This window comes from Pseudobutyrivibrio sp. UC1225 (assembly GCF_900115215.1).
Taxonomy (GTDB): Bacteria; Bacillota; Clostridia; order Lachnospirales; family Lachnospiraceae; genus Pseudobutyrivibrio.
This window is the reverse complement of sequence record NZ_FOVQ01000001.1, coordinates 214,817-226,892: the sequence shown is the minus strand read 5'-3', so window position 1 is coordinate 226,892 and position 12,076 is coordinate 214,817. Positions and strand designations below refer to the sequence as shown.

11 protein-coding genes are annotated in these 12,076 nt (G+C 38.7%); all 11 read left to right on the top strand.

Annotation, left to right across the window (positions count from 1 at the left end):
* The first annotated feature begins 32 nt into the window (after nucleotides 1-32).
* The 11 genes from BMZ41_RS01120 to BMZ41_RS01070 all read left to right on the top strand — a co-directional run bounded on the left by BMZ41_RS01120 (nucleotide 33) and on the right by BMZ41_RS01070 (nucleotide 12,075).
* Complete coding sequence (locus BMZ41_RS01120; protein WP_090526448.1) at nucleotides 33-317, top strand: co-chaperone GroES; 285 nt, start codon at nucleotides 33-35, stop codon at nucleotides 315-317.
* A gap of 35 nt (nucleotides 318-352) precedes the next feature.
* Nucleotides 353-1,987 (top strand): chaperonin GroEL, encoded by a 1,635-nt coding sequence (gene groL / locus BMZ41_RS01115; RefSeq protein ID WP_090526446.1) that lies wholly within the window; start codon nucleotides 353-355, stop codon nucleotides 1,985-1,987.
* Between the two features lie 92 nt (nucleotides 1,988-2,079).
* Nucleotides 2,080-2,952 (top strand): DegV family protein, encoded by an 873-nt coding sequence (locus tag BMZ41_RS01110; RefSeq protein WP_090166417.1) that lies wholly within the window; start codon nucleotides 2,080-2,082, stop codon nucleotides 2,950-2,952.
* Between the two features lie 27 nt (nucleotides 2,953-2,979).
* The gene (locus BMZ41_RS01105; RefSeq protein WP_090526444.1) at nucleotides 2,980-4,254 is read left to right on the top strand and encodes an adenylosuccinate synthase; all 1,275 of its coding nucleotides are present in this window, start codon (nucleotides 2,980-2,982) and stop codon (nucleotides 4,252-4,254) included.
* A gap of 63 nt (nucleotides 4,255-4,317) precedes the next feature.
* Nucleotides 4,318-4,947, top strand: coding sequence for a DUF4340 domain-containing protein (locus BMZ41_RS01100; RefSeq protein WP_090526443.1), 630 nt, complete (start codon nucleotides 4,318-4,320; stop codon nucleotides 4,945-4,947).
* 149 nt (nucleotides 4,948-5,096) lie between these two features.
* A complete protein-coding gene (gene rpsO / locus BMZ41_RS01095; RefSeq protein WP_028247035.1) occupies nucleotides 5,097-5,363 on the top strand; it encodes a 30S ribosomal protein S15 in 267 nt (88 codons plus the stop codon).
* A 180-nt stretch (nucleotides 5,364-5,543) separates the two neighbouring features.
* The gene (locus BMZ41_RS01090; protein WP_090166423.1) at nucleotides 5,544-7,625 is read left to right on the top strand and encodes a polyribonucleotide nucleotidyltransferase; all 2,082 of its coding nucleotides are present in this window, start codon (nucleotides 5,544-5,546) and stop codon (nucleotides 7,623-7,625) included.
* A 66-nt stretch (nucleotides 7,626-7,691) separates the two neighbouring features.
* The gene (abc-f, locus tag BMZ41_RS01085; RefSeq protein ID WP_090166425.1) at nucleotides 7,692-9,611 is read left to right on the top strand and encodes a ribosomal protection-like ABC-F family protein; all 1,920 of its coding nucleotides are present in this window, start codon (nucleotides 7,692-7,694) and stop codon (nucleotides 9,609-9,611) included.
* 76 nt (nucleotides 9,612-9,687) lie between these two features.
* Entirely contained in the window at nucleotides 9,688-10,320 is a 633-nt protein-coding gene (locus BMZ41_RS01080) for a redox-sensing transcriptional repressor Rex (RefSeq protein WP_090166428.1), read from the top strand.
* An 8-nt stretch (nucleotides 10,321-10,328) separates the two neighbouring features.
* Nucleotides 10,329-11,087 (top strand): hypothetical protein, encoded by a 759-nt coding sequence (locus BMZ41_RS01075; protein ID WP_090166431.1) that lies wholly within the window; start codon nucleotides 10,329-10,331, stop codon nucleotides 11,085-11,087.
* A gap of 103 nt (nucleotides 11,088-11,190) precedes the next feature.
* On the top strand, nucleotides 11,191-12,075 hold the full coding sequence (locus BMZ41_RS01070) for a hemolysin family protein (protein WP_090526442.1): 885 nt from the start codon (nucleotides 11,191-11,193) through the stop codon (nucleotides 12,073-12,075).
* Nucleotide 12,076 lies beyond the last annotated feature (1 nt).

Here is a 12,076-nt window from a genome sequence, read left to right as displayed (position 1 = left end):
GGCAGAGATTATTATTTAGGAGGTAATATAAAATGAAATTGGTTCCATTAACAGACCGCGTTGTATTAAAGCAGTGCGAGGCAGAAGAGACTACAAAATCAGGAATTATTCTTGCATCAGCAGCACAGGAGAAGCCACAGGAGGCACTTGTAATCGCTGTTGGTCCAGGTGGGGTTGTAGATGGTAAGGATGTTACTATGCAGGTAAAGGAAGGCCAGAAGGTTATCTACTCTAAGTACGCAGGTACTGAGGTTAAGCTTGAAGGCGAAGAATACATTATCGTTCGTCAGAATGATATTCTTGCAGTTGTTGAATAATCTAAATTCAAAATACAGAAAAGAGGTAAATTATAATGGCAAAGGAAATTAAGTACGGTGCTGAAGCTAGACAGGCTTTAGAGGCAGGTGTTGATAAATTAGCAAATACAGTTAGAGTTACTATTGGACCAAAGGGGCGTAATGTTGTTCTTGCAAAGCCATACGGTGCTCCACTTATTACAAACGATGGTGTTACTATCGCTAAGGATGTTGAGCTTGATGATCCATTTGAGAATATGGGTGCTCAGCTTGTAAAAGAAGTTGCTACAAAGACTAATGATGTAGCAGGTGACGGTACAACAACAGCTACAGTTCTTGCTCAGGCAATGGTTAAGGAAGGTATGAAGAACCTTGCTGCAGGAGCAAACCCAATCGTTCTTAGAAAGGGAATGAAGAAGGCTGTAGAGTGTGCTACAGAGGCTATCTCAGCTATGTCAAAGGCTGTTGATGGCAAGGAGCAGATTGCAAGAGTAGCTGCTATTTCTGCTGGTGATGATGAAGTAGGTCAGATGGTTGCTGACGCTATGGAAAAGGTTTCTAACGATGGTGTTATCACAATCGAGGAATCAAAGACAATGCAGACAGAGCTCGACCTTGTAGAAGGTATGCAGTTCGATAGAGGTTATATTTCAGCTTACATGTGTACAGATATGGATAAGATGGAAGCAAATCTTGATGATCCATACATCCTTATCACAGACAAGAAAATTTCTAATATCCAGGAGCTTCTTCCAGTACTTGAGCAGATTGTACAGTCAGGTGCAAGACTTCTTATCATCGCAGAGGATATTGAGGGAGAGGCACTTACAACACTTATCCTTAACAAGCTTCGTGGCACATTCAATGTAGTAGCTGTTAAGGCTCCAGGCTATGGTGATAGACGTAAGGAAATGCTTCAGGATATTGCTATCCTTACAGGCGGTCAGGTAATCTCTGAGGAGGTTGGTCTTGAGCTTAAGGATACAACTCTTGAGCAGCTTGGTCGTGCTAAGTCAGTAAAGGTTAATAAAGAAAACACTACAATCGTTGATGGTGTTGGCGATAAGGATGCAATCGAGGCTCGTGTAGCACAAATTCGTGGTCAGATTGATGAGACAACATCAGAGTTTGATAAGGAAAAACTTCAGGAGAGACTTGCTAAACTCGCTGGCGGTGTTGCAGTTATCCGTGTAGGTGCTGCTACAGAGACAGAGATGAAGGAAGCTAAGCTTCGTATGGAAGATGCTCTTAACGCTACACGTGCAGCTGTTGAGGAAGGTATCATCTCAGGTGGTGGTTCTGCATACATCCACGTTCAGAAGAAGGTTGCTGAGCTTGCTGAGACACTTTCTGGTGACGAGAAGACTGGTGCTAACGTTATTGTTAAGGCACTTGAGGCTCCACTTTTCTACATTGCTGCAAATGCAGGTCTTGAGGGCTCAGTTATCATTAACAAGGTACGTGAGTCTGAGGACGCTGTAGGCTTTGATGCATACAAGGAAGAGTATGTAAACATGGTTAAGGCTGGTATCCTTGATCCTGTAAAGGTTACAAGAACAGCACTTCAGAATGCTGCTTCTGTTGCATCTACACTTCTTACAACAGAGTCAGTTGTTGCTGATATTAAGGATCCTGCTGCTGATGCAGCTGCTGCAGCCGCTGCTGCTGGTGGAATGGGTGGAATGTACTAAAATTCACTTAAAAATGTTTTATTTCACCGCTGGTTATGGTATCATAATCAGCGGTGCTTTTATTTTAAGCAATACAATTTTCGAGGTGAATTATGAGTAAAGTAGCAATACTTACAGATAGCAATAGTGGCATTACTCAGGAAGAGTCTAAAAAATTAGGTATCTTCGTTGAGCCAATGCCTTTTTATATTGATGGACAGTTATATTACGAGGACATCGACCTTAGTCAGGACGAGTTTTATGAGAAGCTTACCCAAGGCGGAGAAATTACTACTTCAATGCCTATCACAGGTAATCTTATGGATTCCTGGGATAAGATTCTTGAAGAATATGATGAGCTTGTTTACATTCCTATGTCATCTGGCCTTTCATCATCTTGTGCCACAGCAAAGATGTTGTCAGAGGATTATGATGGAAGAGTTGTTGTTGTAGATAATCAGCGTATATCCGTTACACAGAAGCTTTCAGCTTTAGAAGCTAAGAAGCTTGCGGATATGGGTAAGAGTGCACAAGAAATTTGCGACGCACTTATGGAAATTAAATCTGCATCTACAATTTATATTACAGTTGATACTCTTGAATACTTGAAGAAGGGTGGAAGACTTACTCCTGCTGTAGCAGCTATTGGTTCCTTGCTTAAGATTAAGCCTGTTCTATCTATCTATGGAGAAAAGCTTGATAAATACAGCATGGCACGTACCATGAAGGCTGCAAAGCAGACTATGATAGAAGCTTTAAAAAAGGATATGAAAGATGTCCTTCATACAGATAATTTTGATGATGTTGTTATTTCTGTAGCACATACTCAGAATCAGGAAGCAGCTGAGAAATTCCGTGAAGAACTATTAGAAGAATTTCCTGTTAAAAATATTTGGATAGATCCGTTATCATTATCAGTTTCATGTCATATTGGACCAGGCGCTTTAGCTTGTACAGTTACAAAGAAGCTGATTGATATAGAATAATTTAGGCAATATTTTAGGAGGATTGTTATGGTAAAAGCAGTTGTAGGCGCCAATTGGGGCGACGAAGGAAAAGGCAAGATTACTGACATGATGGCTGCAAACGCTGACATCATTGTTCGTTTTCAGGGAGGAGCTAATGCTGGTCATACTATCGTAAATAATTACGGTAAATTTGCTCTTCATACATTACCTTCCGGAGTATTTTATAGTCACACCACAAGTATTATTGGAAATGGTGTAGCTCTTAATATTCCAATCCTTATTAATGAGATCAACTCCATTGTTGAGAAGGGAGTACCTGCACCAAAGATTTTGGTATCAGACAGAGCTCAGATTGTAATGCCATATCATATTCTCTTTGATCAATATGAAGAAGAACGTCTTGGAAAGGCCTCTTTCGGTTCAACAAAGAGTGGTATCGCTCCATTCTACTCAGATAAATATGCAAAAATTGGATATCAGGTTCAGGAGCTTTTTGATGAGAAGCTTTTAAAGGAAAAGGTAGTTCGTACTTGCGAGCAGAAGAATATTCTTTTAGAGCATCTTTATCACAAGCCACTTCTTACACCAGAAGAGCTTCTTAATACACTTCACGAGTACAGAGATATGATTGCACCTTATGTTTGCGATACTTCTGCATATCTTTGGAATGCACTTAAGGAAGACAAAACAATTCTCCTTGAGGGACAGCTTGGCACACTTAAGGATCCTGATCATGGCATTTATCCTATGGTTACATCTTCATCAACACTTGCACCTTATGGTTGTATTGGTGCTGGTATCCCGGCTCAGGAGCTTAAGCAGGTGGTTACAGTATGTAAGGCTTATTCTTCAGCAGTAGGTGCTGGAGCCTTCGTTTCAGAAATCTTTGGAGATGAGGCTGATGAGCTCAGACGTCGCGGAGGCGATGGTGGTGAGTTTGGTGCTACAACTGGACGTCCTCGTCGTATGGGTTGGTTCGATTGTGTTGCATCAAAATATGGATGTAGAATGCAGGGTACAACAGATGTAGCCTTCACAGTAGTTGATGTTCTTGGATACCTCGATGAAATTCCAGTTTGTGTTGGATATGAAATCGATGGAGAAGTTACTACCGATTTCCCTGTTACATCTAAGCTTGAAAAGGCTAAGCCAGTTCTTGTTACTCTTCCAGGATGGAAGTGCGATATTCGTGGTGTTAAGAAATACGAAGATCTTCCAGAAAACTGCCGTGAGTACATTGAATTTATTGAGAAGGAGATTGGCTTCCCAATTACAATGATTTCAAACGGTCCTAGCAGAGACGATATTATTTATAGATAATCAATTAAAATTGCTTTACAATATAGTTGTAAAGCAATTTTTTGTTTAGGAGGAGCTGGAGTTATGGGGGCATTTTTGAATTCTAAGAAATTAAAGATAGTTTTATTGATTCTTGTTCTGATACTGATTGGCGCCTTTATAGCTATTATTTATATGAATCATGTATGGAATAGTGAAAATCCGCCTTTAGGATTGCTCAATCCCAGCGACGAAACAATTATATCCAATACCCCATCCATAGCAGATAAACTTGATAAAGAAAGCGAAAAAAAGGATAAGGGTGAGCAAATAATCTATATACCAAAAGAAGAGGTTTATAAGTTCACTATGACTGATTCAAATGGTATTGAACTTTATTTCGAAAAGATTAATGATCAGTGGATTTATACTGACAATACTGATATCAGTTTAAATCAGAGTCGAATTGATAATGTTCTAAATTATTTGTGTGATATTCATAGTATCGATTATATTGAAAATGCAAATGGCGAAGATTATGGCTTAAACACAGAGTCAAAAGTATTTTCGATAGAAGATTCTACTGGAGACGCAATCTATATTTCTATAGGCGATAAGAATGATAAAGGAAATATTTATTTTGCAGTGAATTATGATTTTTCTACAATATATGTAAATAGCGGTAAAATAGGCAATATATCAGAATATGCCATTCAGGATATGGTACAGCTTTAATATAAGCTAGTTTATGATTTTTTCTTTGTTTACATATTTTACTGGCTGTGCTATTATACTAAAGTACGATTTACTGTAACTCAGGTTTTGGACACTCCGACCTTTCCTTAGTTACGGCATATTAATAGTTTTATTAGGAGGTAATTAAAATGATTACAAAAGAGAAGAAGCAGGCAATTATCAATGAGTACGCTAGAACAGCTGGTGACACAGGTTCTCCAGAGGTTCAGATTGCAGTTCTTACAGCTCGTATCTCAGAGCTTACAGAGCATCTTAAGGCTAACCCAGGTGATCATCATTCACGTCGTGGTATGATGAAGATGGTTGGTAAGAGAAGAAACCTTCTTGCATACCTTAAGAACACAGATATTGAGAGATATCGTTCAATTATTGAGCGTCTTGGCTTAAGAAAGTAATCTATACGAGCGGAGTGTATTCTCCGCTCATTTTTCTATGATTTAGTTTTCGAGCCCAATCCGAAGCCACTGAATTTGTTAGCGAAAGACTTATAATAAGTCAAGGTTCTAGAAGTTCGCTTCATTTTCAGTAGTTTCGGGTTAGAGCTTAATATAATTTAAGTTTATAAGGAGAAAACCATGAAGACATTTACAATGGATTTAGCTGGTAGAACACTTCGTGTAGATATCGGCAGAGTTGCAGCTCAGGCTAATGGAGCAGCATTTATTCAGTATGGTGATACAACAGTTCTTTCAACTGCTACAGCATCTGATAAGCCACGTGATGGCATCGATTTCTTCCCTCTTTCAGTAGAGTTCGAAGAGAAGACATACGCAGTAGGTAAGATTCCAGGTGGATTTAATAAGAGAGAAGGTAAGGCATCTGAGAACGCAGTTCTTACATCTCGTGTTATCGACAGACCTATGCGTCCACTTTTCCCAAAGGATTATCGTAACGACGTTACACTTAACAATATGGTTATGGCTGTTGACCCACAGTGCCGTCCAGAGCTTGTTGCTATGCTTGGTGCTGCTATTTCAACATGTATTTCAGATATCCCATTTGATGGTCCATGTGCTATGACACAGATGGGTATGGTTGATGGTGAGTTAATCGTTAACCCTTCACAGGAGCAGTGGGATAAGGGCGACCTTAAGCTTACAGTTGCTTCTACAAGAGAAAAGGTAATCATGATTGAGGCTGGTGCTAACATCATCCCTGAGGATAAGATGATTGAAGCTATCTACAAGTGCCACGATGTTAACCAGACAATCATCAACTTCATCGATGAGATGGTTAAGGAATGTGGTAAGCCAAAGCACGAGTACACATCATGTGCTATTCCAGAAGAGCTTTTTGCTAAGATGAAAGAAATCGTTCCTCCAACAGAGATGGAGGAAGCTGTATTCACAGATGAGAAGCAGGTTCGTGAGGAGAATATTCGTCAGATTACAGAGCGTCTTGAGGAAGCTTTTGCAGAGAATGAAGAATGGCTTGCAGTTCTTGGTGAGGCTATTTATCAGTACGAGAAGAAGACAGTTCGCAAGATGATTCTTAAGGATCATAAGCGTCCAGATGGACGTCAGCTTGATCAGATTCGTCCACTTGCAGCTGAGGTTGATATTATTCCACGTGTTCACGGTTCATCAATGTTCACACGTGGTCAGACACAGATTTGTGACGTAGTAACACTCGCTCCTCTTTCAGAGGCACAGAAGATTGATGGTCTTGATGCCTTCGTTACAGAGAAGAGATATATGCACCACTACAATTTCCCTGCATACTCAGTAGGTGAAACAAAGCCTTCTAGAGGACCAGGACGTCGTGAGATTGGTCACGGTGCACTTGCAGAGAGAGCACTTCTCCCTGTACTTCCTACACCAGAGGAGTTCCCATATGCAATCCGTGCCGTTTCAGAGACATTTGAGTCAAACGGTTCTACATCAATGGCTTCTACATGTGCATCTTGTATGTCACTTATGGCTGCTGGTGTTCCACTTAAGGCTATGGTAGCTGGTATCTCTTGTGGTCTTGTTACAGGTGATACAGATGACGATTTCGTACTTCTTACAGATATTCAGGGTCTTGAGGACTTCTTCGGAGATATGGACTTCAAGGTTACTGGTACTAAGGAAGGTATCACAGCTATCCAGATGGATATTAAGATTCACGGTCTTACACGTCCAATCGTTGAGGGCGCTATCGCTCGTTGTCGTGAAGCTAGATTCTTCATCATGGACAACTGCATGAGCAAGGCAATCGCTGAGCCACGTCCACAGGTTGGCGAGTACGCTCCAAAGATTATTCAGCTTTCTATCGATCCAGAGAAGATTGGTGATGTTGTTGGACAGCGTGGAAAGACAATCAACGAAATCATTGCAAGATGTGATGTTAAGATTGATATTACAGATGAAGGCAACGTTTCTATCTGCGGTACAGATGCTGCTAAGATGGATGAGGCTAAGAAGATGATTGAAATCATTACTACAGATTTCGAGAAGGATCAGATTCTTACAGGTAAGGTTGTCAGCATTAAAGAATTCGGTGCATTCATCGAGTTTGCTCCAGGCAAGGAAGGAATGGTTCACATTTCTAAGATTGCTAAGGAGAGAATTGATAGAGTAGAAGATGTTCTTACACTTGGCGATACTGTTAAGGTTGTTTGCCTTGGCAAGGACAAGATGGGACGTATTAGCTTCTCTATCAAGGACGTACAGTAAAACTAATTAGCTAGCTATTTTAATGCGCCTGGCTCTTTGTCGGGCGCATTTTTTAAGGAAAAAATCATGTTACTTAATGTTTCACATATTTATAAATCCTTTGGCGAGGATTCAATAATTAAAGATGCTACATTTACAGTAGACGAAGGTTCAAAGGTTGCTATTGTCGGAAACAATGGTACCGGCAAATCAACACTCCTTAAAATTATAATCGGAGAACTTCCAGCAGATGACGGAGAAGTTACTTTAAAAAAAGATGCCACAATGGGCTACTTGGCTCAGTATCAAGAGGATTCCTTCGGAAGCAATATATTAGACACTGTTCTTGGTGCCAGAGAAGACCTTCTTTCAATGGAAAAGCGCCTGACAGAAATGGAACAGCAAATGAGTCAGCTTTCTCATGAAGAGATGGAAGCATTTATGGAGGATTATCATAAGCTTCAGCATCAGTTTGATTTAAAGGGAGGATACACCTTCCGTTCTGAAGCTGTAGGTATTCTTAAAGGTTTAGGCTTTGAGGGTGACGATCTTTCGAAAAGTATGAATGAGCTCTCGGGCGGTCAGAAAACAAGAGTAAGTCTTGGTCGATTGCTGGCATCTTCACCAGATTTACTTCTTCTTGATGAGCCTATAAACCACCTGGATTTAAATTCTATAATGTGGTTGGAAGGATATCTGGCTTCCTATAAAGGTGCTGTTGTAATTGTTGCCCACGATAGATATTTCCTTGATAAAATCGCTGACCATGTAGTTGATTTATCTTACGGCAGAACCAGTGTATATACTGGTAATTACTCATCCTTTGTTGCTCAGAAAGAGCTTGCTCAGATTTCCTACGAAAATGCTTATGAAAAGCAGCAGAAGGAAATAGAACATCAGAAGGCAGTAATTGAAAAGCTTCAGTCATACAATAGAGAAAAATCTATCAAAAGAGCTGAAAGCCGTAAAAAGCTTCTTGATAAAATGGATGTAATGGATGCACCTGATAAGGATTTACCAAAAATGCGTCTTACTCTTGAGATTGAAAAAGAAAGCGGTAAGGATGTTCTTGATTTTTCCCATGTAACCAAATCTTATGACGATAAAAACATCTTTACAGATTTATCTTTTGACGTCCATAAGGGCGATAGAATCGCTATCTTAGGTGATAACGGTACAGGCAAAACTACAATTTTAAAATGTATAAATGGTCTTACTGATTTCGAATCCGGTGAGATTCGTTTTGGTGCAAATGTAACTGTAGGCTACTACGATCAGGAGCAGCAGGGACTTACTGAATCTAATACAATTTTCAGTGAGCTTCACGATGCTTATCCTTTCCTTACAGAAACAAAGGTTAGAAACACTTTAGCAGCCTTTATGTTTACTGAGGATGATGTTTTCAAGCGTATCAGTGATTTATCAGGTGGTGAACGAGGAAGAGTATCTCTTGCAAAGCTTATGCTTTCAAAATCAAACCTTCTGATTCTCGATGAGCCTACCAACCACTTGGATATGGATTCAAAACAGATGCTTGAAGAGGCGCTTAATGAATATGATGGTACTCTTTTATATGTAAGTCACGATAGATATTTTGTAAATAAAACCGCCAATACCATTTTGGAGCTTTCAAATGGTGGACTGACAAAATATCTTGGTAACTATGATGAATACATTGCCAAGAAAGAGCAGTTATATGGCAATTCATCTACATCAAGCGTGTCTCAGGGCTCTGGAACAAATCAGGAAGAAACAGCTGCAAAGCTGGACTTCAAGGAACAGAAGCGTATCGAAGCAGAGAAAAGAAAGCTTCAGAATCGTATTTCAAAGATTGAAGAAGAAATAGAACAGCTTGAAGCTGAGAAAGCCTCTATAGACGAGGAATTTATCAAGCCTGAGAATATGACCAATTCAGCTAAATTAAATGAATTGACTGCTAAACAGAACGAAATAAATGCTAAACTTGATAACCTATACCAACAGTGGGAGGAAATCAGTAGTATATAGCGTATAAATTGTTAATTTGTTGACAAACTTTTTTGCGAACCCTATAATAAAATTAATCTTTTATTAGGAGGCGTTTATTTTGGACAAACAGATTTCGCAGGCAGTAATCAGGAGACTTCCTAGATACTATAGATACTTAGGAGAGCTTCTAGATGATGGTGTTGAACGCATTTCTTCAAATGATTTAAGCAAGCGTATGCACGTTACGGCATCTCAAATAAGACAGGATCTTAACAATTTCGGCGGCTTTGGCCAGCAGGGCTATGGTTACAATGTAGCTTATCTTCATGACGAAATTGGAAATATCCTTGGTGTTAATGAGACTCATAACGTTATAGTTATTGGTGCTGGTAATCTTGGCCAGGCTATTGCAGGATATGTTAAATTTGAACGAGTTGGTTTCAAGATTATCGGTTTATTTGATACAAACCCTGATTTAAAAGGTAAAATGGTTAGGGATTTACCTATCCAGATGCTTGATGAATTACCAGAATTTATTAAGAATAATGATGTTGAAATTGCAGCCCTCACACTTCCAAAGGCAAATGCAAAATCAACAGCTTTAAAGCTGGTTTCACTTGGCGTTCACGCTATTTGGAACTTTGCTCATGTTGATTTGGATGATATTCCAGATGTTGTTATTGAAAATGTTCATCTTTCTGACAGCTTAATGCAGTTATCATATAATATTACCAAGCAAAATAAGTAGGTGATTTTATGGCAGAACATGATTTTCAAAGTGCAATTGCTAAAATCAAGGTTCCAATGCTTATTTTAGATCAAAAATGGCACAGGCTTTTTGCCTTAGGAGGCAAGCCTGATACCGTTAAAGATTTAGAAACAAAAGAAAATGAGCTCCTCAAAAGAGATGCTGAGCTCAAAAAGGAATTAAAGGATTTAAAAAAAGTAAAAGAAAGTCTTATGGCTTCCGTTATGGAAAATATGGAGGGCACCTCTGACTTGGTTTCAAAGAAACTTGACGATGATAAAAGACTTCTTGAAGAATGTAACGAGAGGATTGCTGCTGCCGAAGACGAACAGAAGGATTTACCTGCCCAAACTGATGAGGTAAACAGAGAGCTTATGATGGCAACCATGGATTTTTGTTATGATAAGCTTAGGACTAATTCTTCAGAGGCTGAAGAAATCACAAATTGGATAAAAGATATCCGTGTTCAGCTCAAAAAAAATGTTATTAGAAAGCATAATCGAGAGATAAATAATAAAGAAATATATTCATATATGCATGATGTATTTGGAATGGAAGTTTTAAATCTCTTTGATATGCAAAATGGCGACTTTTATATTGGTATAGCCGATGATAAAATCGATGATGCTGCACCCAAAAAATCGACAGATGCTGAAGTAGCTGATTTATCTAACGTTGATTTAGAAGATGTGGATTTGGAGGCTGTGTCAAAGGAAACAAAAGAATCTAATAACTCTGAAGATGCAACTTCAGATGAATCTGAATAATCTATGAATTTTAAAGACTAAGCTTCATAAAGTTTAGTCTTTTCTTTGTCATTATGGTAAAATATAAGATGTTAGAATTCATTGTTTTCGAAAGGAGAATCTAATGGAGGACGGGTCGAATCCCTATATTTTTCTTGTAATTTTATTAATTATAGTTATAGCAGAGCTTATAGCCATTATTATTTTGTATCGCAAATCAAAGCAGGAAAATGTCACAGAAGAAGATGTTATCTCGCTTGTGAATGAAGGCCATGAAGATGGCAATATTTTAGCTTCTGAAGCGGAAATGATTCAAAATATTTTCGAGTTTTCTGATACTGATGTAAAAGATATCATGACTCATAGAAAAAATATTGTGGCTATCGATGGTGAGCTTACTCTTAGAGAAGCTATAGAGTTTATTAATAATAATAATATGAGTCGTTATCCGGTATATCTGGAGGATTTAGATAACATTATTGGGATTTTACATATCAAGGATATCCTCACTTACTTTGATAAGGATATAGACAATGTTAAAATAAAAGATCTTCAGGATTTAATGTCTGTGGCAGAATTTGTTCCAGAAACCCATGGCATAAATACTTTGTTTGCAAAAATGCAGACGAAAAAACGTCACATGGTTATAGTAATAGATGAATATGGTCAGGTTTCAGGAATATTATCTTTAGAAGATATTTTGGAAGAAATCGTTGGAAATATTGAGGATGAGCATGACGAGGAAGAGGCGTCCATAGAAGTCCGTACTCAGGATTCATTCATGATGGATGGTAGTACCACTCTGGAAGAAGTTGAAGAAATCCTTGGAATGATTTTATCAGAGGATTACGAGACGCTTAATGGATATCTTATTTCACTTCTTGGAAAGATTCCAGAAGATGGCTCCAGCTTCAAATTAGAAGATGATAATTTTACATATTATGTAAAAAATGTCTCAGAAAAGGTTATCGGACAAGTGTATGTTCGTAGGAAAAGCCACGTTGAATAAC

Coding starts and splice junctions, on each gene's coding strand:
- BMZ41_RS01120 (WP_090526448.1), top strand. CDS start 33: ATGAAATTGGTTCCATTAACAGACCGCGTTGTATTAAAGCAGTGCGAG.
- groL (WP_090526446.1), top strand. CDS start 353: ATGGCAAAGGAAATTAAGTACGGTGCTGAAGCTAGACAGGCTTTAGAG.
- BMZ41_RS01110 (WP_090166417.1), top strand. CDS start 2,080: ATGAGTAAAGTAGCAATACTTACAGATAGCAATAGTGGCATTACTCAG.
- BMZ41_RS01105 (WP_090526444.1), top strand. CDS start 2,980: ATGGTAAAAGCAGTTGTAGGCGCCAATTGGGGCGACGAAGGAAAAGGC.
- BMZ41_RS01100 (WP_090526443.1), top strand. CDS start 4,318: ATGGGGGCATTTTTGAATTCTAAGAAATTAAAGATAGTTTTATTGATT.
- rpsO (WP_028247035.1), top strand. CDS start 5,097: ATGATTACAAAAGAGAAGAAGCAGGCAATTATCAATGAGTACGCTAGA.
- BMZ41_RS01090 (WP_090166423.1), top strand. CDS start 5,544: ATGAAGACATTTACAATGGATTTAGCTGGTAGAACACTTCGTGTAGAT.
- abc-f (WP_090166425.1), top strand. CDS start 7,692: ATGTTACTTAATGTTTCACATATTTATAAATCCTTTGGCGAGGATTCA.
- BMZ41_RS01075 (WP_090166431.1), top strand. CDS start 10,329: ATGGCAGAACATGATTTTCAAAGTGCAATTGCTAAAATCAAGGTTCCA.
- BMZ41_RS01070 (WP_090526442.1), top strand. CDS start 11,191: ATGGAGGACGGGTCGAATCCCTATATTTTTCTTGTAATTTTATTAATT.